Origin of the sequence: Pectobacterium sp. A5351 (assembly GCF_028335745.1) — a bacterium.
Lineage (GTDB): Bacteria > Pseudomonadota > Gammaproteobacteria > Enterobacterales > Enterobacteriaceae > Pectobacterium.
Genome location: NZ_CP116477.1, coordinates 2,397,299 through 2,420,994, shown reverse-complemented (window position 1 = coordinate 2,420,994; position 23,696 = coordinate 2,397,299). Strand labels below are relative to the sequence as shown.

Below are 23,696 nucleotides of genomic sequence, written 5' to 3'. Positions count from 1 at the left end.
CCTCTGGCAGATTTGTCAGTCACCCGAATCACTTACTTAAGTAAGCTCGTCGGGATTCCCTCTCTTGCCGCGTTACGATGCTCATAAATGAGCATCGCCCTAAAGGGCTAACGCTTCGCGTTATTCAAAACGAACTCGTTTTGTCCTGAAACTCGAATTATTTAGGGTATACGGGAAACCTCAACTGGCCTTTTTCACACGGGGCAGGTCAAACGCTTTGCGTAACTCACACACGAAGTTCTGATCCTGACAGATGGTTTTACCCGGACTATCGGAGAGCTTTGCCACCGGTTTGCCGTTGCATTCCACCAGTTTGATGACGATATTCAGTGGTTTCACGCTGGGGATATCGCATGTCAGGCGCGTGCCGATACCAAACACCAGATTCACGCGTTGCCCGAAATGACGGTACAGCGTCAGCGCTTTATCCAGATTCAGATTATCGGAGAAGACCAGCGTTTTGCTCATTGGGTCGATATTCAGGCGCTGATAATGTGCAATGGCTTTCTCTCCCCAATCGACCGGATCGCCGGAATCGTGACGCAGCCCTTGGTAGGCTTCGGCGAACGACAAATCGAAATCACGCAGGAAGGCGTCCATAGTGATGCAATCGGTCAACGCAATCCCCAAATGTGTGGGATATTCACGTAGCCACATTTGTAGTGCGGCACGCTGGCTGTTGGCCAGTGTTGGGCTGATTTGCTGATGAGCCTGAAACCACTCGTGCGCCTGTGTGCCGACCGGTGTGATACCCAAACGGCGTGCCAGATCGTAATTACTGGTGCCGATGAGGTAAGGGAAATCAGCTTGCAGTGCCGTCACAATCGTCTGCTGGACATCACGAGAGAAACGCCGACGCGTGCCGAAATCCATCAGCTTGAAGCGGCTGAGATCCACATCCGCGCTGTTTTGGCGGAAGCTCTCCAGCGAGACGGAGAGTCGGGCGAGAGCCTGCTCGGTTGTGACGTCGGGCGAGCGATGCCGATGCACGACTTCACTGATGACCGCCAACAGGGGAACTTCCCACAAAATCACTTCACGCCACGGTCCGGTGATGCGGATATCCAGCTTGCCAGCGTTATTCTTGATAGAAACCTGCTGGGGATTGAAACGAAAGCCTCGCAGCCAGTGCAGGTAATCCGGCTTAAAGAACGGCAGAGAAGAAAGATAGGCAAACTCGTCATCACTTAATGACAAGAAGCGCATCAGATCGACCTGATGGGCTATTTCGTCGGCGTAAACGCCTAATAACTCATCACCGCGGCAGCGAAATTCAGCTGCAACGTCAACATCATAATAGTGATGATACACCGCCTGTTGCATGTGCAGCTTGTAGGCGTCGGTATCCAGCAATGCGTGTAGAATCGGGGAAGTGTGCAAAGTCATAATGCGTTACAGCATCCTCGTAAGATGCCTATCCACCATCGGGACAATCAGCAATGTCCGGCCAGTATACCTTGATTATCCGTTTATTACATTACGACAACATAGCGAGACGTGCGGGCACGAACCACGGTACGATGATTATCCTCATTATTTTGTCGTGGTAACATTAAGATAACAGGCTTAGACTTGATCTTTGATGCTTATGACGAGGTGGAAACTTTATATGAATCAACAGCCGCAAATAAAATATCGCCATGACTACCGTACGCCGGATTATACCATTACCGACATTGCACTGGATTTCGATCTCCATGCCGAGAAAACGCGCGTAAAAGCCGTGAGTCAGGTGGTGTTGCAGGGGGACGCTGGCGCGCCGTTGAAGCTGGATGGCGAAGGGCTGGTTCTGATCGGGCTGAGCGTTGATGGGCAGCCGTGGACGCATTATCAGCAGCAGGACGATGGCCTGATTCTGGCGCAATTACCTGCGCGTTTTACGCTCAGCATCGAAACGGAAATCAATCCCGCCGCTAACAGCGCGCTGGAAGGGCTATATCAATCCGGTGAAGCCCTGTGTACGCAGTGCGAGGCCGAAGGTTTCCGTCATATTACCTACTATCTCGACCGGCCGGATGTGCTGGCAAAATTCACTACGCGCATTACGGCGGATAAAGCACGCTATCCTTATTTACTCTCTAACGGCAACCGCATGGCGCAAGGGGAGCTGGAAGGCGGCCGCCACTGGATTGAGTGGCAGGATCCGTTCCCGAAACCAGCTTACCTGTTCGCACTGGTTGCTGGCGATTTTGATGTCCTTCAGGATCGTTTCACGACACGTTCTGGCCGTGATGTTGCGCTGGAGTTGTATGTTGACCGTGGCAACCTCGATCGCGCTGGCTGGGCGATGACCTCGTTACAAAATGCGATGAAGTGGGACGAAGAGCGTTTCGGTCTGGAATACGATCTCGACATTTATATGATCGTCGCCGTTGATTTCTTCAACATGGGGGCGATGGAGAATAAAGGGCTGAACGTATTCAACTCTAAATACGTGCTGGCCAAGGCAGAAACCGCGACGGATAAAGATTATCTGAACATTGAAGCGGTGATCGGCCATGAATATTTCCATAACTGGACGGGTAACCGCGTGACTTGCCGCGACTGGTTCCAGCTTAGCCTGAAAGAAGGGTTGACGGTGTTCCGCGATCAGGAATTCAGCTCTGACCTGGGGTCGCGCCCGGTGAACCGTATCGATAACGTACGTGTGATGCGCGGTGCGCAGTTCGCCGAAGATGCCAGCCCGATGTCCCATCCGATTCGTCCCGATCAGGTGATCGAGATGAATAACTTCTATACGCTGACGGTCTATGAAAAGGGATCGGAAGTGATCCGCATGATGCACACCTTATTAGGTGAAGAAGGCTTCCAGGCCGGCATTCGTCTGTATTTTGAACGTCACGATGGCAGCGCGGCGACCTGTGATGATTTCGTGCAGGCGATGGAAGACGCCTCCGGTGTCGATCTTACCCAGTTCCGTCGTTGGTATAGCCAGTCTGGCACGCCGGTGCTGACCGTGCGTGATGATTACGATCCGCAGACACAACAATATCTGCTGAGCGTGAGCCAGACGACGCCAGTCGGTGCCGACAAACAACCCAAACTGCCACTGCACATTCCGCTGGATATCGAACTGTACGATCCGCAAGGGCAGGTGATTCCGTTACAGAAAGACGGCCAACTGCTGGCGTCGGTACTCAATGTGACCGAATCCGAACAGACGTTCATTTTCGATCAGGTACCTTGCCGCCCAATTCCTTCTTTATTACGTGAATTTTCTGCGCCAGTAAAACTGAACTATGCCTGGAGCGATGAACAACTGACGTTCCTGATGCGTCATGCGAGCAATGCGTTCTCTCGTTGGGATGCGGCACAGAGCTTGTTGGCCAACTATATCCGCCTGAACGTTTCACGCTTTCAGCAGAAACAGCCGCTTTCCGTGCCGATGCATTTTGTCGATGCTTTCCGTGGCGTGTTGCTGGACGACAAACTGGATCCGATGCTGGCTTCTCAGATTCTGACATTGCCGAGCGAAAACGAGATTGCTGAGCTGTTTGATATCATCGATCCGACGGCGATCGCTGCCGTACGCGACAGCATGACGCATACGATGGCGAAAGAGATGGCGGATGAGTGGCTGGCGGTATACCACGCGAATCAGGCGCCACAGTATCGCATCGAACATGCGGATATGGGTAAACGCGCGCTGCGCAACGTCTGCCTGCATTATCTGGCATTCAGCGATGACGCGCTGGCAGATAAACTGGTACAGGCGCAGTTTCGTCAGGCGGATAACATGACCGATTCGCTGGCGGCGCTGTCGGCGGCGGTTGAGGCACAGTTGCCGGTGCGTGATGAATTGCTGACGCAGTTTGATAACCGCTGGCATCAGGATGGTTTGGTCATGGATAAATGGTTTGTGCTGCAAGCCACCAGCCCGGCAGCCGATGTGCTGACCCGCGTGCGTGAACTGTTGCAACACCGTTCATTCAGCCTGAATAACCCTAACCGCCTGCGTTCGTTGGTGGGGGCGTTTGCGGCCGCTAATCCGTCGGCTTTCCATGCCGAAGACGGTAGCGGCTATCGCTTCCTGACGGAGATTCTGAGCGATCTGAACACCCGCAATCCGCAGGTCGCGGCTCGCGTGATCGAACCGTTGATCCGCCTGAAACGTTATGATGCCAAACGTCAGGCGCAAATGCGTCAGGCGCTGGAGCAACTGAAGACGCTGGAAAACCTGTCTGGCGATCTGTTCGAGAAGATCAGCAAGGCACTGCAAGACTAATCCTGCCACGCGATTAGCCCAGCCACACGCGGTATCCTGCCGCGTGTGGCATTCTCTCTTATGCCATTTCTCACTTCCGCAAACGTTTTACTTTCCGCAAAGATGGAATTACCATCACCGCCCGTGAATTCATAATCTTAGATTGTGACGATTATTTTCTGCGGAATGATAACGGTGGTTGGGGATAGAAGAGTAAAGCGTCCGCGCCAGGGATGGCGCGGCTCGAGCTTACAGGGATGTACTTGCAGCGTCTTTACGATCTATCCCTTACCACAGCGTGACGTAACGTTATTATCAAGCGCTAATCCACGATTGCTTACTTTCAGCGTAGGCAAGATACCTTTGCGATAGGGATCTCAGGAGACAATATGTTCTATCCCGTTATCAAAAAAGCCCTGTTTCAGCTCGATCCAGAGCGTGCGCATGAGCTGACCTTCCAACAATTACGTCGTATTACCAACACGCCTTTTGAATTTCTCGTCCGTCAATCTGTTCCAACTAAACCAGTTACCTGCATGGGGTTATCTTTTAAAAACCCACTCGGTCTGGCGGCGGGATTAGATAAAGACGGCGAATGTATTGATGCATTAGGCGCAATGGGGTTTGGTTTTATTGAAGTGGGGACGGTCACGCCGCGTCCACAATCCGGTAATGATAAACCGAGATTATTCCGCGTAGTAGAAGCGGAAGGGTTGATCAACCGGATGGGTTTCAATAATAAAGGCGTAGATTATCTGGTTGAGAATGTAAAGCAAACACGCTTTGGCGGTGTATTAGGGATCAACATTGGCAAGAATAAAGATACGCCGGTTGAGCAAGGTAAAGACGATTATTTGATCTGCATGGATAAGGTTTATGCCCACGCTGGCTATATCGCGATCAATATTTCGTCACCCAATACGCCGGGGTTACGCAGCCTGCAATATGGTGAAGCACTGGACGATCTTTTGCTGGCAATAAAGAACAAGCAGGCAGAATTAAAAGAGAAACATCAGAAGTATGTCCCTGTAGCGGTAAAGATCGCGCCGGATCTTTCTGAGGAAGAATTGATCCAAATTGCCGATAGTCTGGTTCGTCATAACATCGATGGTGTGATTGCCACGAATACCACGCTCGATAGAAAACTGATTCAGGGATTAAACCACTGCGGGCAGACAGGCGGATTAAGTGGACGTCCATTGCAGACCAGCAGCACGGAAATTATCCGTCGTTTGTCACAGGAATTAGCGGGACGTCTACCGATTATTGGCGTTGGCGGAATTGATTCTTTGGTCGCCGCACGTGAAAAAATGGCGGCTGGCGCATCGCTGGTGCAGATATATTCGGGCTTTATTTTCCACGGCCCTCGTCTGATTAAAGATATCGTTACACATATTTAATCTGAAATTCCTTTCATTTTTAGCTGGGGGTTTATTTATCCCCCCAGCTAGTCTATATTTTATCCGTTTGCGTAAATAATCTATCAACCGATGTCTGATTTTCTTACCGCGACGTTTATGTCGATGAACACTTAATGAAGTGTAAGAAAACACAATCAGCCATTTCTGATATTTCTACTGTAAAGACGAAGGGTAAATAATATGAAGTTAAAACCTGACGATAACTGGCGCTGGTATTTTGATACCGAACACGATCGCCTGATGTTGGATCTGGCTAACGGCATGTTATTCCGTTCTCGTTTTCCCTCTAAAATGTTAACGCCGGATGCTTTCAATGAATGTGCCTTCTGCGTTGACGACGCCGCGTTATTTTTTACCTATAACGACAAATGTCAGAAAGCGGCGCTGCACCGCGACCTTCAAGGCGAATTAGTTTTGAACGCGCTGGTGGCGACCCGATTCCTCAAGCCGTTAATGCCGAAAAGCTGGCATTTCATCCAACAGCCGGCTGCTGTGCCCCATTCGCCGCAGGCGGGGGATATTGTGCAGGTACAGCTCACTGAGACCCATGAAACGGCCTGTTTCCTGGTGGCGGAAGCAGGAGATAAAGCCTGTCTCTGTTTGCTGGCGCAAGAGCAGTTGTCATTAAATGGGAAGACGATGGGGTTGGGTGATGCCATAAAAATCATGCACGACAGATTAATGCCTGCCGCTGTGCAGAATAGCGCTGAGTGGGAAACCACATTGGGTGAAGGCACGTCGGCATTTGAGTATGCCAAGGTCGTCTAAACCCCGTCATATCCCCGTCATACTTCAAGCTGCATGTGCGTTGGCTGCGCTCACTCACCCGAATCACTTACCTGAGTAAGCTCATCGGGATTCCTTCCCTTGCCGCCTTCCTGCAACTCGAATTATTTAGGGTATAGGTTTGTCATACTTCAAGCTGCATGTACGCTATTTTTTCTTTGGCTATTGCAAATGAACGTCACTCTGAGGAATACAGCTACAGCTAAGAATCTCGCCGTTTTCCCTGATGGCACTTTGCTTCAGTGCGGAAACTTCTCCGCTGACCAGCGTCAATTTACAGCAACCGCATAGTCCTGCCCGACAAGAATAGGGGATTCGAATACCCTGTTGTTCCAACTGTTCCAGTAAAATCTGCTGATTGTTCCCTTGTAACGATTTTCCCTGATAGTGGATGGTGACGGCCTGTTCGCTTTTTTCGGGAACGACAAGGCTTTCGACTACCTGGCCGGAGCCATAAGGACGCGGGGGTTTGGTCGCTAAGACTTCCAATGTGTCGCCCACACGAATGATGCCCGTATTTCTGGCGACCAGATTTTGCCCAAAATCAACGTCGCCGTTCTCGGCAGTACGAAACGATTGCAGTGTTGCCAGCGGTTCTCCTGAAGGGTGCTTACGGCCACGTTCGATGCTGACGGTGGTGAAAATACAGCGGCTACAGGGTTTGACGACGTCAAAAATAACCTCGCCAATACGAATGGTCTTCCAGCTATCTTCGGCAAAGACGTCTGCGCCTGTCACCACCAGATTGGGGCGAAATTGCTCGATTTTAATGCCGGCGGGGCAACGCTGGCGTAACGCCTGAAATGAGGCGTCATTGATTAACAGAAACGGATAGCCGTCAGCAAATGCCAAAGGCACTTCTGGATAATGCTTAACCCGTCGCGACGGTTCATTGCCCACCCAGCGCAGCTGGACGGCGCGCTGAAAATAGTGGCTTAACCAGACATTGATGGAATCAGGAGCGACGAGTGCCGTAAAGTGCGTTCCCCACACCTCTGTCGGCTGCGGTGCTGCGGTGAAGTCGGCAAAACGTATGGTGGCGGTTTGGCCATCCGGCGCGGCAATAAACAGCCCGTCCGGCAGCAGCGCCGGTGTAAACAACACCATTTGTGGATACTGGCGAGCGGTAATAAAGGTTCCATCAAGTTCGGTAATCATGAAGGCACGATCGTTCGCCAACCCGCTGACAGACGCCATCGCGTGGGACAGTTGTAGCCCTCGCATTGATTTTACCGGATGAATATAAAGCCGCGTTACGCCAATCACTGACCTGTTCCTCGCCAAAGTAAAACGGCAACTTTATGACAAGCGTCTCGGATTAGCTATAATGCGCCTCAATTTCTTTTTCTATACCCGTCATACTTCAAGCTGCTTGTGCGTTGACCGCCCTTACTCACCCCAGTCACTTACTTATGTAAGCTCCTGGGGATTCATGCGGTTGTCGCCTTCACGCAACGTGAATTATTTAGGGTATAGTTCGTTTTTACATATTTTGGTGATAGTGACGACATGAATGCTTTGTTTGCCAGCACGGCGCGGGGACTGGAAGAGTTATTAAAAAGCGAACTCGAATCATTGGGTGCGCAGTCCTGTACAGTGGTGCAGGGTGGTGTCCATTTTGAGGGTGATAACCGCCTGATGTACCAGAGCCTGCTGTGGAGCCGTCTGGCGTCGCGCATTCTGCTACCGTTGAATGAATTCAAGGTACACAGCGACCTGGATTTGTATCTGGGCGTGCAGGCGATTGACTGGTCAACGGTTTTCAGCATCGATAAAACCTTTGCCGTCCATTTTACCGGCACCAATGAAGATATCCGCAACAGCCAGTACGGCGCGTTAAAAGTCAAAGATGCGATTGTGGATAGCTTTACGCGCAAAACCGGACAGCGGCCCGATGTGGCAAAGCAGCAACCGGATATTCGTATTAACGTTTTTTTACAGCGTGATACAGCGAGTGTCTCGCTGGATTTAAGCGGCGAAGGGTTACATCAACGTGGCTACCGCGATCTGGCGGGACTGGCACCGCTGAAAGAAAATCTGGCGGCGGCAATTGTGTTACGTTCCGGCTGGCAAAATGGCACGCCGCTGGTCGACCCGATGTGTGGTTCCGGGACGTTGCTGATCGAAGCGGCGATGATGGCCGCCGATCGCGCACCCGGTTTACACCGTACGCACTGGGGATTTAATGCCTGGTTAAAACACGACGCCGAACTCTGGCGCGAGGTGACGGCGGAAGCACAAGTGCGCGCCCGTCAAGGCTTGCAGGCAACGACCTCACGTTTCTTCGGATCGGATAATGACCGCCGGGTGATTGATATCGCTAAAGCCAATGCACGTCGTGCAGGCGTGGCTGAACTGATTTATTTCGGTGTAAAAGATGCAGCACAGCTCCAGAATCCGTTGCCGGAAGGCTCTAAAGGTACGGTCATCAGTAACCCGCCTTACGGTGAGCGTCTGGAAAGTGAACCTGCGCTGATTGCCCTGCATAATATGCTGGGCCGTAAGATGAAAAGTGATTTTGGCGGCTGGCAGCTCTCGCTGTTCAGTGCGTCGCCGGAGCTGCTGAGCTGTCTGCAACTGCGTGCCGAGCGCCAATTCAAGGCGAAAAACGGCCCGTTAGACTGCGTACAGAAAAATTATCAACTGGCAGAAACGCAAAGTGCATCCTCAGGGCAAATCGCGGAAGATTTTGCCAACCGCCTGCGTAAGAACCTGCGCAAGCTGGAGAAATGGGCGGGTCAGCAGGGGATTGAATGCTATCGCATCTATGATGCCGATCTGCCTGAATATAATGTGGCGGTCGACCGCTACGGCAGTTGGGTGGTTGTACAGGAATATGCGCCACCGAAAACCGTTGATGCGCAAAAAGCCCGTCAGCGCCTGTTTGATGTTATTAATGCGACGCTGAGCGTGCTGGAATTGCCGTCAAACCGATTGGTGCTGAAAACGCGTGAACGTCAGAAAGGCAAAAACCAGTATGAGAAGCTGGCGCAGAAAGGCGACTTCCTGCTGATGGAAGAGTTTGGCGCCAAGCTGTGGGTCAACCTGACCGATTACCTCGATACCGGTTTGTTCCTCGATCACCGTATCGCCCGCAAAATGCTGGGTGAGATGAGCCGTGGCAGAGATTTTCTCAATCTGTTTGCCTACACCGGCACGGCGAGCGTACACGCCGGATTGGGCGGCGCACGTTCAACGACCACTGTCGATATGTCACGCACCTATCTGGAATGGGCGGAGAAAAACCTGCGGGTGAATGGCCTGACCGGACGTCAGCATCGCCTGATTCAGGCTGATTGCCTGACATGGTTGCATAATGCGAATGAACAGTTCGATGTGATCTTCATCGACCCGCCGACCTTTTCTAACTCAAAACGGATGGAAGAATCGTTTGATGTCCAGCGCGATCATCTGGCGCTGATGAAGGATCTCAAACGTCTGCTGCGTCGTGGCGGTACCATCATGTTCTCGAACAATAAACGCGGCTTCCAGATGGATAGCGCTGGTTTAGCCGCGCTGGGGCTGAATGCCAAAGAAATTACCGCGCAGACCCAATCGCAGGATTTTGCCCGTAATCGTCAGATTCATAACTGCTGGCTGCTGACGCATGCCGGTGAGGAAAAGTAATCGATGTCTTTAATCAGTGTTTCAGGTGCATGGCTGTCGTTCAGCGATGCGCCGCTGTTGGATAACACCGAACTCCATATCGAAGAGAATGAGCGCGTTTGTCTGGTTGGGCGCAACGGCGCGGGCAAATCGACCCTGCTGAAAATTCTGGCCAAAGAGATTCCGCTGGATGATGGCCGCATTATCTATGAACAGGATCTGATTGTTGCACGTTTACAACAGGATCCTCCCCGTGATGTGGTGGGCAGCGTCTTTGATTTTGTCGCCGAAGGGGTCGCTGCACAGGCGGATTACCTGAAAAATTATCACGCCATGCTGCGTTTGGTAGAAAGCGATCCGAGCGAAAAGAACCTGAATCAGCTGGCTAAGTTGCAGGACGTTCTGGAGCATCAGGGCCTTTGGCAACTGGAAAGCCGTATTCACGAAGTGTTGGAACAGCTTGGTCTGTCCGCTGATGCGCCGCTGGCGTCACTTTCCGGCGGCTGGCTGCGTAAAGCGGCACTCGGCAGAGCGCTGGTGAGTTCGCCGCGTGTGCTGCTGCTGGATGAACCGACTAACCATCTGGATATTGAGACGATTGACTGGCTGGAAACTTTCCTGAAAACGTTCCAGGGCAGCATTATCTTCATCTCCCATGACCGCTCGTTTATTCGCAATATGGCGACTCGTATTGTCGATCTCGATCGCGGCAAATTGGTTTCCTGGCCGGGTAACTACGATAAGTATCTGGAAGGAAAAGAAGAAGCGCTTCGGGTGGAGGATCTGCAAAATGCGGAATTCGATCGCAAGCTGGCGCAGGAAGAAGTGTGGATCCGTCAGGGCATCAAAGCCCGTCGTACCCGTAACGAAGGCCGTGTGCGTGCGTTGAAGGCCATGCGTCAGGAACGCGCACAGCGCCGCGAAGTGATGGGCTCGGCGAAAATGCAGGTTGAAGAGGCCGCCCGATCCGGCAAGATTGTGTTTGAACTGGAAGACGTGAACTATCATGTCGATCAAGGCGCGCAGGGGAATAAGAAAGTCCTGACGCGCAATTTCTCCGCTCAGGTACAGCGCGGCGACAAGATTGCGCTGGTGGGGCCGAATGGCTGCGGTAAAACCACGCTGCTAAAATTGATGTTGGGTGACCTGGAACCGGTCAGTGGACGCGTGCACTGTGGAACGAAGCTGGAAGTGGCCTATTTCGATCAGCACCGCGCTGAACTCGATCCAGAACGTACAGTGATGGACAACCTGGCGGAAGGCAAACAAGAAGTGATGGTCAACGGCCGCTCACGTCATGTATTGGGCTATTTGCAGGATTTCCTGTTCCATCCGAAACGCGCGATGACGCCGGTAAAAGCGTTGTCGGGTGGGGAACGTAACCGCCTGCTGCTGGCGCGTTTGTTCCTCAAGCCCAGCAACCTGTTGATTCTTGATGAACCAACCAACGATCTGGATGTGGAAACACTGGAACTGTTGGAAGAGCTGATCGAAAGTTATCAGGGAACCGTTTTGCTGGTTAGCCACGATCGTCAGTTTGTCGATAACTCGGTGACCGAATGCTGGATCTTTGAAGGTGAAGGCAAGATTTCTCGCTTCGTTGGTGGGTATTACGATGCACAGCAGCAGCGCGCCACGGCAACGCCACTGCGAACAACGACAGCGCCAGCGGTAGCGACAACCACGACGGCAGCGAGCACCGCACCGTCCGCTAAACGAAGCGCGGGAAAATTAAGTTATAACCAGCAGCGCGAATTAGAGCAGTTGCCGCAACGTCTTGAGCAACTGGAGCAGGACATTGCGTCGCTACAGGCGCAGATGAATGATGCGGGTTTCTTTAGCCGTCCACGTGAAGAGACGCAGCAGGTCTTAAACGCGCTGGCGGAAGCGGAAAGCGCGCTGGAGGCCTGTTTCGAACGTTGGGAAGAGCTGGAAGCACAGAAAAACGGCTAATTCACGTGATTGTATGACCCCATCAAGACGGGCGTAATGTGCCGCATTGATGGGGTTTTCAGTCAGAAGCTGACGAGTTTTGAAGGAGAGGACGAGTGTGTTCCCATCATGAGCGGCATGACTGTAATCTTCAACACGATCATCACCATGATGACTATATGCTTTGCCCGCAGTGTGACCTGCTGGTGGAGCTACCTGAACTTTTGCACGGTCAGAAGGCGACCTGTCCGCGTTGTAAAACGGCACTAACCAGCAGACAGACGGAACCGCGCAAACGGCCGGTTGGCTACGCGCTGAGCGCGCTATTCATGCTATTGCTGGCAAACCTCTTTCCCTTCGTTTCTATGCGCGTGGCAGGCATCACCAGCGAAATTACCCTGATACAGATTCCTAAAGTGATGGTGGCGGAAAATTATGCCAGCGTCGCGACGCTGTTTATGCTTTTTGTGCAACTGGTTCCAGCCCTAAGTATGGCGACCCTTATTCTGCTTTGCCTGCACGCCTCGCTGCCGATGGCGTTGAAAAAAAGTATGGGCAAGATGCTATTCCATCTGAAAAGCTGGGGAATGGCGGAGATTTTTCTGGCTGGTGTGCTGGTTAGCTTTGTCAAACTGATGGCCTATGGCGATATCGGTATCGGCACCAGTTTTATGCCTTTTGTCCTGTTCTGTGTATTGCAACTGCTGGCTTTCCAAAGCCTCGATCGCCGCTGGCTATGGAATGACATCGTGCCGCCCCCAGCCTTGCCTGCGCCCCCGGTCTTGGGGGAAAGTGGGCTATCACAAGGGCTGCGTTCGTGTTCATGCTGCACCGCTATCCTGCCAGCCAACCAGTTAGTCTGCTCGCGCTGCCACTCACGTGGACATGCTCGTAAGAAGCATAGCCTACAATGGACACTGGCCCTGCTGATCACTTCTGTGATGTTGTATATCCCCTCGAATCTGATGCCGATCATGGTGACCGAAGCCTTCGGCGATCGCATGGGATCGACGATCATGTCGGGCGTCATCCTGTTGTGGGGGATGGGGTCTTACCCCGTTGCAATGGTGATTTTTGTCGCCAGCGTCATGGTGCCATCGCTAAAAATGCTGGCGCTAGGCTGGCTTTGCTGGCAGGCCAACGGCAAAACCAAAAGCACGGAGGACAGCGAGCGGATGCATGTCATCTATGAGATGGTTGAGTTTGTCGGACGCTGGTCGATGATTGATGTGTTCGTGATTGCCGTCCTGTCTGCGATGGTGCGGATTGGTCGACTGATGAGTATTTATCCCGCCGTTGGGGCGGTGCTGTTTGCGGCCGTGGTCATTTTGACCATGTTTGCCGCGATGATGTTTGATCCCCGTCTGTTGTGGGATCGTCGCAATGATATTCTTCATAAGGAGCCTGCCGTTGGCGAAAGATAATCATGCCGTTGCGGATGTAGAAACGATTAAACGCTGGTCGCCGGTCTGGATTGTGCCGATTGTCACGGTGCTGATCGGTGCCTGGATATTGTTTTACCATTTTAGCCATCAAGGGCCGCAAATTACGTTGGTTACCAGCAACGCCGAAGGCATTGAAGCGGGCAAAACCGCCATCAAGAGCCGTAGCGTAGACGTTGGGGTGGTAGAAAGCGTGGTGCTGAGCGACGATCTCCATCGGGTGGAGATCAAAGCGCGTCTGCATGACGGTATGGAGAAACTGCTCAAGCAGGACTCTGCGTTCTGGGTGGTGAAGCCGCAAATTGGTCGGGAAGGGGTTTCCGGTTTGGGGACGTTGTTATCCGGTGCTTATATCGAGCTACAGCCCGGTGCTAATAAGGAGGATAAACGCGAGTTTACCCTGCTGGATGCGCCGCCGCTGGCGTCACCGGATGCGAAAGGCATCAGGGTGATACTGGACAGTGAACAGTCCGGGCAATTGAATGCGGGCGATCCGGTTCTGTTCCGCGGCTATCGGGTGGGATCGGTGGAAACCAGCGAGTTCGATCCGAAAGCGCGTAAGATGCGCTATCAGCTATTTATTTCTGCGCCGTATGACGGTCTGGTCACGACCAATGTCCGTTTCTGGAAAGATAGTGGCGTTGCGTTTGATATGTCAGCACAGGGAATGCGTGTCGAAATGGGCTCTCTGACCACGCTGTTCAGCGGGGGCGTCAGCTTTGATGTACCTTCGGGGTGGGAGCTGGGGGATGCGGCCCAAACCATGGCGCAGTATCGACTCTTTGATAGCCAGCGCAGCATTCAGGATTCGCTATACACCGAGTATAAAGAGTATCTGCTGTTCTTCAGTGAATCGATCCGTGGCTTACAGGCCGGGGCCCCGGTTGAGTTCCGTGGTATTCGTCTGGGCACGGTTGCTGAAGCGCCGTTTTTCCCGCGTAATATGACGCAGGAGCTGGATGATGATTATCGTATTCCAGTATTGGTTCGTATTGAACCCGATCGATTCCAAAAGACGATTGGCGATTCGTTCGACTTTGAACAGCATCTGAAGCAGGCACAATCGCTTGGGCTGCGTGCTTCGATGAAATCGGCTAACCTCCTGACGGGGGCGCTCTATATCGATCTCGATTTTTATCCAAAAGAGAAAGCGGATAAACAACAGTTCGTTCTGGATGGCTACCCGGTCCTGCCTACCATTGACGGCGGCCTGTCACAGATTCAGCAGAAGCTGATGACAGTGTTAGATAAGGTGAATAACCTGCCGCTGAATCCGATGGTCAATGAAGCGACGAAGACGCTGGCGGAAAGTCAGGCAACGCTGCGTGAAATGCAAAAAACACTGGCGACGTTGAACAAGCTGACGTCCAGCAAAGCGATGCAGGACTTGCCGGAAGATATGCAAAAAACGCTGCTCGAACTGAACCGCAGTATGAAAGGTTTTCAGCCCGGCTCGCCGGCGTATAACAAGATGGTGGCGGATATGCAGCGGTTGGATCAGGTATTGCGGGAGCTACAGCCTGTGCTGCGTACCCTGAACGAGAAAAGTAATGCGTTGGTGTTTGAGGCTTCGGGGAGTCAGGATCCTCAGCCTAAGAGGGCAAGATAATGATGAAAGCATGGACACTAGCTCTGGTACTGGTACTGGTATTGAGTGCGTGCAGCAGTAGCAATTCGCAGAAAACCTATTATCAACTGCCAACAATAGCAGATACCACTACGACGCAGGGGGCGGTGACTCAGGGTCACCCGCTTTGGGTTGAACATGTTAGCGTGGCGGACTACCTCGCCAATGCAGGCTTGGTCTACCAGACTAACGATGTGCAGTATGTCATTGCCAGCAACAACCTGTGGGCCAGTCCACTGGATCAGCAATTGCAGCAGGCGTTGGTGACGAACCTGGGGCATAAACTGCCCGGTTGGGTCGTGACCACACAGCCGCAGGGAAGCGATCAGGCGGTGTTGAACGTCGCTGTTACGGGATTTCATGGCCGCTATGATGGCAACGTTATCGTACGTGGAGAGTGGATGCTGACCTATCAGGGAAAAGTGGTTAAGCGCCCCTTTAGCGTCGTGCTGCCACAAACGGAAGACGGCTATGACGCGCTGGTGAGAACGCTGGCGCAAGGCTGGCAGCAGGTTTCTCAGTCGGTTGCCCAGCAGGCAGCGGCGCTGAACTAGCTGTTACTTGGTAATCATCGTTACAGATGCTCGGTATCGTCCGATCATAATTTGAAACAACGACGTTTCTAAAAAATCAGGCCTCTAAAGATGTAATGCCGTGATTGCATTACGTTTTTAGAGGTTTTTTATTATTTTTAATTAGTTACGATTTTCCGTTATTGAGTGGGGGAAATTCCTATTTTGGATCACAAATATGACACTGGCGTGAATTTTGCGCCTTGACCTTTGGCAACAGAATAGGTATTGATAGTCTGTGGTTGCTTATAAAGTAATCATTGTTTTCTTTCCACCAGATAAATAATGAGGGAAATAAGGCATGAAGAGACAGAAACGCGATCGCCTGGAACGGGCTCATTCACGTGGTTATCAAGCAGGTATTGTCGGTAGACCAAAGGAATTTTGTCCTTATCAATCCATTAATGCCCGATCCTACTGGTTGGGAGGCTGGCGAAAAGCCATGGAAGACAGGGCTGTTACCGCTTAGCGCGCCTTGTCATTAGAGGGAACGCCTCCGCTTTTGCGGAGGCTTTTGTTTTTTAGCGGCCATATATCCTGATTCTTCTTCTCTCTGTTCATCGATGTAAAGCCATCGACAGACACGACCCACGAACGTCATCAACGCACGTCATAGACATACACGATCGACAAACCTATCAGGTTTCAGATAACGATCCGGGGCGTTGTCATTTCTGTAACGTCATTTACCTATTAATTTCGATTTCGATCATTTTTATTATGATTTTTAGTCTTTATTGTTCGATATCGTCTTTATGTTGAGCGAATAAGGTGATTTTTCATTATTTTTTGTTAAAAAATCTATCATTACTCCCTGGATGGTATGGTTCAGAACGGGAATGTAGTGTAATTTTTTGTTCGGAATTTTCTGAAAGTGATTAGAGGGAAAAATATCGTGAAATTACGAACCAGAATTGCACTGCTATGTGGTACGACCTTATTAGGGATGTTAATTTTATCTGCGGTGGCGCTGAATACGCTCTATAACACGATGATGAGCGAACGTGTCGGTCAGCTTTCTACGCTGGTGCAACTGGCTCACTCGGCGGCACAAAAGGCATATGACCTTGAAAAAAGCGGTCAGCTGTCGCACGAGGACGCAGAAAAAGAGGCTAAACGCACGATCGGCAGTTTCCATCAGGGCGATCGCTATTTCTTTGTGCGCGGTTATACGAATGATGTGAACTACGTTCATCCTAATCCTAAACGTATCGGCATCATCGACGCCAATGGCGGCAAAGAAGCAGGGGAACGCTATCGCGCTTCGCTCCAGGGCAATACGATCGGCACCGTGATTGCAGAAGGGACGCGTCCGGGGCAGCAGAATAAGGTTGAGAAACTGTATGCCGTCATGAAATTCGAGCCTTGGGATTGGACGATTGGTTACGGTGATTATATTGACGATATCCAGCAAACATTCTGGCGTAATGCGCTGATCCTGTTGTCCTTAGGGTTGGTTCTGCTGTTAATCATTTCCGCGTTTGCGTGGAATATGTTGCGTACGCTGATGCGCCAGCTCGGTGGTGAGCCGCAGTATGCCGTGGATGTCGTACGCGAAATTGCGGAAGGTAATTTACGCGTCGATGTTGAAACAAAGCAGGGCGATCAAACCAGTATTCTTTACGCTATCCGCGCGATGCGCGACAACCTGTCTCATTTGGTTAATCAGGTACGCAGCAGTACCAACTCCATTGCTACCGCTTCAACGCAGATCGCGTCAGGTAACGGCGATTTGTCTGCGCGTACCGAATCGCAGGCCAGTGCATTAGAACAGACGGCGGCGGCAATGGAACAACTGACCGCGACAGTGAAACAGAATGCGGACAATGCACGTTATGCGAATGAACTCGCGGTATCGGCATCGGATGTCGCAGTGCGCGGTGGTGACGTTGTCAGCCGGGTTGTCGTGACGATGGATTCCATCAGTCTATCATCACGCAAAATTGTGGATATCATCGGTGTTATCGACAGCATCGCTTTCCAGACCAATATTCTGGCGTTGAATGCGGCGGTAGAAGCGGCACGCGCCGGTGAACAAGGTCGAGGCTTCGCCGTGGTCGCGAGTGAAGTCCGTACGTTGGCACAGCGTTCAGCGTCCGCCGCCCGGGAAATTAAAGGCCTGATTGATGACTCTGTGGCCAAGGTGGGTGAGGGCACGGATTTCGTGAAGCAGGCTGGCGATACGATGAGTGAGGTTGTTGAAAGCGTGCATCGCGTCACGTCCATGATGGGTGAAATCAGTGTGGCGAGCGCAGAGCAGCGCTCCGGGATTGAACAGGTCAATCTCGCGATATCGCAGATGGATCAGAGCACTGAGCAGAACGCTGCGCTGGTTGAAGAAGCGCTGGCGGCGGCACACTCGCTGAGCGAGCAGGCACAGGAGCTATCACGCACCGTTGAACAGTTCCGCGTTGATGAATCCGCAGGCCGCTATCTGGCGTTGGGGGCAAGATAGTTGCCATAAACTGGCGGGGTTCAGGTATCCGGCTGAACCCTGTCAAGGTTTCTCATCCGTTCCAGCACCATAAAAGAAAACGCCCCTGACTTGCGTCAAGGGCGTTTTCTTTTATATGGCGGTGAGGAAGGGATTCGAACCCTTGATACGTTTTCACGTATACACACTTTCCAGGCGTGCTCCTTCAGCCTCTCGGACACCTCACCGTGGTCTCGCCGTCTTGCATCTCAGCGGACGGCGCTAATGTAGGTAAATTGCCGAACAGCGTCAACAAACTTCTGCATTCAATGCGCGCAATTAGCTAAAGTTAACGCAATTTGTTGCTTTGCTCACCGTTTTTGCGCTCACCTTCATCCATTTCCCGTCGTGACGCAAAACGCTGATGTTTCATTTGTGTTAATCATGCGTTGTAATTTCGCTCGCTGGCTGCGGAATACCCCTGAAAATGGTATGCTGCCTTGCAAACATTGACCCAGGAGAACCTATGTATCCCGTCGATTTACATATGCACACCGTTGCCAGTACGCACGCTTACAGTACCCTGCATGATTACATTGCTGAAGCACAGCAGAAGAATATCCGCCTGTTCGCCATTACCGATCATGGCCCGGATATGGCGGATGCGCCGCATTACTGGCACTTCATGAATATGCGCGTTTGGCCGCGTCTGGTTGATGGCGTGGGTATCCTGCGCGGTATCGAAGCGAATATTAAAAACATTGAAGGCGATATCGACTGCACCGGGCCCATGTTGGATCAGGTGGATGTGATTATCGCGGGCTTTCATGAGCCGGTTTTTCCACCACAGGATAAAGATACGCACACTACGGCGATGATCGCGACTATGGCACGCGGCGACGCCCATATCATTAGCCACCCCGGTAACCCAAAATTTCCTGTCGATATCCGCGCAATTGCGGAAGCCGCGGCGAAATACAATGTGGCGCTGGAGCTGAATAACTCCTCTTTCATGCATTCGCGCAAAGGCAGTGAACCAAACTGTCGGGCGATCGCGGAAGCCGTTCGTGATGCAGGTGGGTTACTTTCTTTAGGTTCTGATTCCCATATTGCGTTTTCTCTGGGAGACTTTACCCACTGCGAACGTATTTTGCAGGACGTGAATTTCCCGCAGGATCGGATATTGAATGTAAGCCCTCGGCGCGTGTTGGATTTCCTCGAACAGCGGGGAATGCCTGTTATCGCTGAGCTTGCTGATTTGTGACATTGTCACTTAAAAACTATGTCACTTAAAAGCTATGTCACTTAAAGGCGTCATCACTTAAAAATAAATAGGGTTATCAATGAACGAGTTTTCTATTGTGTGCCGCCTATTGGGCACGCTGTTTTATCGCCAGCCGCAGGATCCTTTGCTGACGCCGCTGTTCACGCTAATTAAAGAGGGGAAATTGGCGCAGCATTGGCCGCTGGAGCAGGATGCCCTGTTGGCTCGTTTGCAAAAGGGATTGGATTTACCCGCGATGGCGGCGGATTATCAGGCGCTGTTTGATAGTGAAAACGGCTCGGTATCGCCGCTGCGCTCATCCTATGAAAGCGATGCGGATGATGCGGAAATTCGTACTTTTCTACAACAGCGCGGCATGCCGTTAAATGACGGGGCGGTTGGTCATTTCGGTAGCTTGCTGCTTGCGGCATCCTGGCTGGAAGATCAGGCACAAGAAGACGAGACGGCAGCGCAGATTACCCTGTTTGATGAATATCTCTTGCCGTGGAGCGATCGTTTTCTCGGGAAAGTGGAAAGCCACGCCACCACCGCATTTTATCGTACGCTGGCAATAGTGTGCCGTGAAGCGCTGGAAGCCATGCGAGATGAACTGGGTGAAAGCGATGAAGAAGACGAGTCGGAAGCAGAAGAATAATACGCTGCTATGAAATCGTATGACGCCGATAGCAGACACGATGTGTGCTATCGGCGAGTAGGTATTAGTCAGTAAACAGGATAACGATCTGGCCAGGTTTGATTTCGATGCCTTTCGCCATCTTCTTCGCCAGCGATTCCGTCGTGCTCTTATCCGCATTCAACACGTAAGCCGGTTTTTGGTCAAAATAGCTTTTCAGCGATTGATTGAGGTAAGGGCTTAGCGTTTTCATTATCGTCTGCATTTTTTCAGGCTGTACCGTGTAATCAACCAATTCCATGTCTTTCAGGTAAATCGCGCCCTGCGCTTTATCAAATACCGGCTGTGCTTTTAGCGTCAGCTTCATATCGGCAGCCTGATTGCCCAACAGGGAGGAAATATCGACCTTCGCATTGCCCGCTAACGTGACTTTCCCCGGTTCGGCCCGACCAATCTGGCTGGATAGCTCGGTTAAAACGATATGCGCATCCACCACGCCAGGTACGCCAAGCTGTTTCTGGTAATCATTGTGTTTTTGCAGATACTCATTCACTTCCTGTTCACTGAGCGTGTATTGCGTGAGTTTATTACAGCCGCTGAGTGTAAAAGCCAGCAGCACTGCGGCCGCTGCCATCCATCCTGATTTTTTCATTATTCTGACCTCTTAATGCTATTGACGCGCACAATCTACTCATCGGTGGCGTGTGTTCATACGGGCAATCTATTGGTGTTAACAATCAACACGATTACGCATTGGCAGGGTGCACCTGATGCACAGGGTAAACAATAGGATAGCACTGAAACAGCAGAAAAAGGCCGCTTCAGGACGAAGCGGCGGAGTAAAATCGAAGGGTTAGATTGCCAGGCTGCTGAGCAGCGTTACCTGAGTTTGTTTCGCCATGTTATCCCGATAGTCTGCAACGCGTGAAGGCGGCGTGACACCCGCCACGATAGACAGCGAGCGGAGCAGTGGGAAGAGGTCGATATCGTCCGTTGATAGTACGCCGTTACAGGCGTTTGGTTGGACAATCAACGGATCCAGATCCTGTAAATCATTGTTCAATTTCTTAATTAGTCCCTGCGAATGGCTCAGGTGTTCAGCAAAACTGCCTAGCTGGGCTTCCTTCTTATTAATAAAGTATTGCCGGGCGGAAGCGGAGGCAAATTCTTCAAAGGCTGCCTGAGCAAAGCGGGGGATAATCAGGCGAGGCGTATATTCGGTAACTTTACGCAGCCAGGCGGCGATGGCGGGATTGGTGGAACCGGTCAGCAGCGGTTTGCGGTCGTAATGATCAATGAAATGAACAATATCCATGCTTTCAGGCATGTGGCTGCCATCGTCTTTTTGCAGAATGGGCACCATTTTTTGACCGATCAGCCGCTCTGGCGTTGCGACATCGTCATTTGCCAGTATTTGCAGTTCGACAGGGAGATTCTTCAGGCCGAAGATCATGCGTGCTTTAACGCAGTAGGGACAGTGATCGTAAATGTAGAGTTTCATACGTTGTCTCCTCAATCACAGGTTTTAGACAAAGGCCGCTGTGCGGCCACGCGTGTAACGTATCATCAAACAAGGTAAACCGAACGTGCGAGAAGTCTCGCGACGAAACAATTGTTTGAATGTATTAGGAAAGTATAGGAGGGCTTTACCGACGAGATCAAACTCGTCGGTAAAATTCAGACTAATGACCGCCCAACATCGCAGGCTCGATGCGGCGTTGATTGAACTGCCAATACAGTGCGGCTAACGTCAGGAACCCGATAGTGCCGAGCATGAACCACGGCAATTCCGGCTGGTTCAACGCATGTCCGGTATCGAACAGCCAACCGCCGCCGCTGTAACCAATTGCGCCGCCGAGCGCCAGCCCAAGCCGACTGAACCCCATATAACTGCCTCTTGCTCTGGAGTCTGCCAGCGATGCGCTCAAGGTTTCACGCGCAGGCTCGGCGATAATTGAGCCGATGTAAAACAGGCTGATCAGCAGCAGCAGGGTTTGCAGCTCGGTTGTCATCCCAATGGGGAACATACTGACGGACATAATGAAAAGACCTGCCATCAGGCGTTGTTCCAGTCGGAAGCGCTTCTCGCTCCAGCGAGCGATAGGGTAAAGCAGCGTCAGCGACAGCGTTGCTTCAATGGCGTACATCCATTTCACCGCAGACGGCGTTCCGGCGATTTCATTGACCATAATAGGCAGCATTAACAGCACCTGCACGGCCAGCATGTAGTAACCCGTTAGGGTTAACACATACATCAGGAAACGGCGGTCACGAATAACGCGGGTCAGACCTTCCAGTATCGGCGTTTTGACCGTCGAGATACGATAGGCTGGCAGCAACCAGGCATTAAGCGCAGCCGCGAGCACGAAAATGACCGCACCCGCCCAGCAAACGATCTCAAAATCGTACTGGAGCAGCCAACTGCCGATGAGGGCGCCGATAACGGCACCCGCGCTGTCCTGCATCATTAACAGCGAGTAGAAACGGCCGCGTTCCTGCGGACGGACCAGTTTGATGACCAGTGCAGTGCGCGGCGGATCGAAGAGCGTGCCGCCGAGGCCGGATAGTGCACAAGACAGCCAGAGTAGCCAAGGCTCGTCGGCAATCGCCATGAACACAAAACCGGAGGCGCGTAGCAGCATCCCGGTAATAATCATCGGTTTGGCACCAAAACGATCGGCAATAGCCCCACCGAAAATACCGAGCCCTTGTTGAATAAACTGGCGCAATCCCAACGCGATACCGACTAATAATGCAGCCCAGCCGAGATCGTCGACAAAACGAATGGAAATAAGGGGAAATACAACGAAGAACCCTAAAACCACCAGCATATTATCTAATAATAAAAAATATTTACCCAAGCTCCGAGCTTGCGACATCAGAGGCATGTTTCACCACAACGAAAAAAGAAGGAAAATAACAGACATGACTATTTTGTACTCTAATTCGACATTGGTATAGCCTATTGTTGGATAATATTTTTTTATCGATTTGACGTTATGCGGGTAGCATTTTGGCGAGAAAAAATAGCTTTCCTGATTCAATTGCGCAATAACTCGGCGATGATGATTTTACGTCTATGAATTTATGTGGTTATAGTAAGGATTATCAGGAATACCGATATTTTCTGCTTATGTGGAATAATTATTTTTTCAGCAGCGATAAATTTTACTTATCGATAACATGGAGAGGCAGGGGGAAAAATGTTTGGCTATCGTTCAACGCCAGCAAGAGTGCAATTGACAACCGACAGGCTGGTGGTGCGTCTGGCCCAGGAACGTGATGCATGGCGTCTGGCTGAATACTATTCTGAAAACCGTGATTTCCTTAAGCCGTGGGAACCCGTGAGAGACGCCAGCCATTGCTATCCGTCAGGCTGGCAGGCACGGCTGAGCGTGATTAACGATATGCATAAACAGGGCAGCGCCTATTACTTCCTCCTGTTGGATCCGAATGAAAACGAAGTGTACGGCGTGGCGAATTTCAGCAACGTGCTACGGGGATCGTTTCACGCCTGCTATCTGGGCTATTCGCTCGGCCAAAAATGGCAGGGGCAGGGGCTGATGTATGAGGCGCTGCAACCAGCAATACGCTATATGCAGCGTCAGCAGCATATGCATCGCATCATGGCTAACTATATGCCGCATAACGAGCGTAGCGGGAATTTGCTGGCGCGTTTGGGGTTTGAACGTGAGGGCTATGCGAAGGATTATCTGCTGATTGACGGCAAATGGCAGGACCATGTATTAACCGCGCTGACCAACGCCGAGTGGAAGTCTCCGCGTTAAGGAAAAA

The 23,696-nt window shown here is 51.5% G+C and carries 18 protein-coding genes and 1 tRNA gene; 13 read left to right on the top strand and 6 right to left on the bottom strand.

Annotated elements, in window-relative coordinates; genetic code table 11:
* Positions 1-180 precede the first annotated feature (180 nt).
* A complete protein-coding gene (pncB, locus tag O1Q74_RS11300) occupies positions 181-1,386 on the bottom strand; it encodes a nicotinate phosphoribosyltransferase (protein ID WP_271873155.1) in 1,206 nt (401 codons plus the stop codon).
* Between the two features lie 223 nt (positions 1,387-1,609).
* Between pncB and pepN the strand changes: the two genes are divergently transcribed.
* From pepN to O1Q74_RS11285, 3 genes are all read left to right on the top strand, one after another.
* Complete coding sequence (gene pepN, locus O1Q74_RS11295; protein WP_271873153.1) at positions 1,610-4,225, top strand: aminopeptidase N; 2,616 nt, start codon at positions 1,610-1,612, stop codon at positions 4,223-4,225.
* 368 nt (positions 4,226-4,593) lie between these two features.
* Positions 4,594-5,604 carry a quinone-dependent dihydroorotate dehydrogenase gene (gene pyrD, locus O1Q74_RS11290; RefSeq protein WP_271873151.1) on the top strand — a complete coding sequence of 337 codons (1,011 nt, stop codon included), beginning with the start codon at positions 4,594-4,596 and terminating at the stop codon, positions 5,602-5,604.
* A gap of 201 nt (positions 5,605-5,805) precedes the next feature.
* Positions 5,806-6,393, top strand: a complete 588-nt coding sequence (locus tag O1Q74_RS11285) for a cell division protein ZapC (RefSeq protein ID WP_271873148.1) — start codon at positions 5,806-5,808, stop codon at positions 6,391-6,393.
* 180 nt (positions 6,394-6,573) lie between these two features.
* Here O1Q74_RS11285 and O1Q74_RS11280 read toward each other — a convergent pair whose 3' ends face one another.
* Complete coding sequence (locus tag O1Q74_RS11280) at positions 6,574-7,677, bottom strand: YcbX family protein (protein WP_271873146.1); 1,104 nt, start codon at positions 7,675-7,677, stop codon at positions 6,574-6,576.
* Between the two features lie 243 nt (positions 7,678-7,920).
* On the opposite strand from O1Q74_RS11280, the gene rlmKL reads away from it, so the two are divergent.
* The 7 genes from rlmKL (at position 7,921) to O1Q74_RS11245 (ending at position 18,045) form a co-directional block, all read left to right on the top strand.
* A complete protein-coding gene (gene rlmKL, locus O1Q74_RS11275) occupies positions 7,921-10,038 on the top strand; it encodes a bifunctional 23S rRNA (guanine(2069)-N(7))-methyltransferase RlmK/23S rRNA (guanine(2445)-N(2))-methyltransferase RlmL (protein ID WP_271873143.1) in 2,118 nt (705 codons plus the stop codon).
* Positions 10,039-10,041: 3 nt separating this feature from the next.
* The gene (locus tag O1Q74_RS11270; RefSeq protein ID WP_271873140.1) at positions 10,042-11,970 is read left to right on the top strand and encodes an ABC transporter ATP-binding protein; all 1,929 of its coding nucleotides are present in this window, start codon (positions 10,042-10,044) and stop codon (positions 11,968-11,970) included.
* Between the two features lie 95 nt (positions 11,971-12,065).
* Positions 12,066-13,373 carry a membrane integrity-associated transporter subunit PqiA gene (gene pqiA, locus O1Q74_RS11265; protein WP_442953081.1) on the top strand — a complete coding sequence of 436 codons (1,308 nt, stop codon included), beginning with the start codon at positions 12,066-12,068 and terminating at the stop codon, positions 13,371-13,373.
* A complete protein-coding gene (gene pqiB / locus O1Q74_RS11260; RefSeq protein ID WP_442953080.1) occupies positions 13,333-15,000 on the top strand; it encodes an intermembrane transport protein PqiB in 1,668 nt (555 codons plus the stop codon). Before pqiA ends, pqiB begins: the two co-directional genes overlap by 41 nt.
* Entirely contained in the window at positions 15,000-15,572 is a 573-nt protein-coding gene (gene pqiC, locus O1Q74_RS11255; RefSeq protein ID WP_271873135.1) for a membrane integrity-associated transporter subunit PqiC, read from the top strand. Before pqiB ends, pqiC begins: the two co-directional genes overlap by 1 nt.
* A gap of 319 nt (positions 15,573-15,891) precedes the next feature.
* Positions 15,892-16,059, top strand: a complete 168-nt coding sequence (gene rmf, locus O1Q74_RS11250) for a ribosome modulation factor (protein WP_010276992.1) — start codon at positions 15,892-15,894, stop codon at positions 16,057-16,059.
* A gap of 426 nt (positions 16,060-16,485) precedes the next feature.
* Positions 16,486-18,045 (top strand): methyl-accepting chemotaxis protein, encoded by a 1,560-nt coding sequence (locus O1Q74_RS11245; protein WP_271873123.1) that lies wholly within the window; start codon positions 16,486-16,488, stop codon positions 18,043-18,045.
* Between the two features lie 116 nt (positions 18,046-18,161).
* On the opposite strand, the gene O1Q74_RS11240 is transcribed toward O1Q74_RS11245, so the two are convergent.
* Positions 18,162-18,251 (bottom strand) — tRNA-Ser (locus O1Q74_RS11240).
* 278 nt (positions 18,252-18,529) lie between these two features.
* On the opposite strand from O1Q74_RS11240, the gene O1Q74_RS11235 reads away from it, so the two are divergent.
* Together O1Q74_RS11235 and O1Q74_RS11230 are read left to right on the top strand one after the other, a co-directional pair.
* Positions 18,530-19,267, top strand: a complete 738-nt coding sequence (locus O1Q74_RS11235; protein WP_271873120.1) for a phosphatase — start codon at positions 18,530-18,532, stop codon at positions 19,265-19,267.
* Between the two features lie 79 nt (positions 19,268-19,346).
* A complete protein-coding gene (locus tag O1Q74_RS11230) occupies positions 19,347-19,922 on the top strand; it encodes a TorD/DmsD family molecular chaperone (protein WP_271873117.1) in 576 nt (191 codons plus the stop codon).
* A gap of 64 nt (positions 19,923-19,986) precedes the next feature.
* Here the strand turns inward: O1Q74_RS11230 and O1Q74_RS11225 are convergent, their stop codons facing one another.
* The 3 genes from O1Q74_RS11225 to mdtH form a co-directional block, all read right to left on the bottom strand.
* Positions 19,987-20,553, bottom strand: coding sequence for a lipoprotein (locus tag O1Q74_RS11225; protein ID WP_271873114.1), 567 nt, complete (start codon positions 20,551-20,553; stop codon positions 19,987-19,989).
* A 201-nt stretch (positions 20,554-20,754) separates the two neighbouring features.
* The gene (gene grxB / locus O1Q74_RS11220; protein ID WP_271873111.1) at positions 20,755-21,402 is read right to left on the bottom strand and encodes a glutaredoxin 2; all 648 of its coding nucleotides are present in this window, start codon (positions 21,400-21,402) and stop codon (positions 20,755-20,757) included.
* Between the two features lie 181 nt (positions 21,403-21,583).
* The gene (gene mdtH / locus O1Q74_RS11215; RefSeq protein WP_271873109.1) at positions 21,584-22,789 is read right to left on the bottom strand and encodes a multidrug efflux MFS transporter MdtH; all 1,206 of its coding nucleotides are present in this window, start codon (positions 22,787-22,789) and stop codon (positions 21,584-21,586) included.
* A gap of 315 nt (positions 22,790-23,104) precedes the next feature.
* Here mdtH and rimJ point away from each other — a divergent pair, with 315 nt between their 5' ends.
* Entirely contained in the window at positions 23,105-23,689 is a 585-nt protein-coding gene (rimJ, locus tag O1Q74_RS11210) for a ribosomal protein S5-alanine N-acetyltransferase (protein ID WP_271873106.1), read from the top strand.
* Positions 23,690-23,696: the final 7 nt, after the last annotated feature.

Bases quoted from the DNA above. Each gene is read 5' to 3' on its own strand.
- pncB (WP_271873155.1), bottom strand. From the start codon at position 1,386: ATGACTTTGCACACTTCCCCGATTCTACACGCATTGCTGGATACCGAC.
- pepN (WP_271873153.1), top strand. From the start codon at position 1,610: ATGAATCAACAGCCGCAAATAAAATATCGCCATGACTACCGTACGCCG.
- pyrD (WP_271873151.1), top strand. From the start codon at position 4,594: ATGTTCTATCCCGTTATCAAAAAAGCCCTGTTTCAGCTCGATCCAGAG.
- O1Q74_RS11285 (WP_271873148.1), top strand. From the start codon at position 5,806: ATGAAGTTAAAACCTGACGATAACTGGCGCTGGTATTTTGATACCGAA.
- rlmKL (WP_271873143.1), top strand. From the start codon at position 7,921: ATGAATGCTTTGTTTGCCAGCACGGCGCGGGGACTGGAAGAGTTATTA.
- O1Q74_RS11270 (WP_271873140.1), top strand. From the start codon at position 10,042: ATGTCTTTAATCAGTGTTTCAGGTGCATGGCTGTCGTTCAGCGATGCG.
- pqiB (WP_442953080.1), top strand. From the start codon at position 13,333: ATGATATTCTTCATAAGGAGCCTGCCGTTGGCGAAAGATAATCATGCC.
- pqiC (WP_271873135.1), top strand. From the start codon at position 15,000: ATGATGAAAGCATGGACACTAGCTCTGGTACTGGTACTGGTATTGAGT.
- rmf (WP_010276992.1), top strand. From the start codon at position 15,892: ATGAAGAGACAGAAACGCGATCGCCTGGAACGGGCTCATTCACGTGGT.
- O1Q74_RS11235 (WP_271873120.1), top strand. From the start codon at position 18,530: ATGTATCCCGTCGATTTACATATGCACACCGTTGCCAGTACGCACGCT.
- O1Q74_RS11230 (WP_271873117.1), top strand. From the start codon at position 19,347: ATGAACGAGTTTTCTATTGTGTGCCGCCTATTGGGCACGCTGTTTTAT.
- O1Q74_RS11225 (WP_271873114.1), bottom strand. From the start codon at position 20,553: ATGAAAAAATCAGGATGGATGGCAGCGGCCGCAGTGCTGCTGGCTTTT.
- grxB (WP_271873111.1), bottom strand. From the start codon at position 21,402: ATGAAACTCTACATTTACGATCACTGTCCCTACTGCGTTAAAGCACGC.
- mdtH (WP_271873109.1), bottom strand. From the start codon at position 22,789: ATGCCTCTGATGTCGCAAGCTCGGAGCTTGGGTAAATATTTTTTATTA.
- rimJ (WP_271873106.1), top strand. From the start codon at position 23,105: ATGTTTGGCTATCGTTCAACGCCAGCAAGAGTGCAATTGACAACCGAC.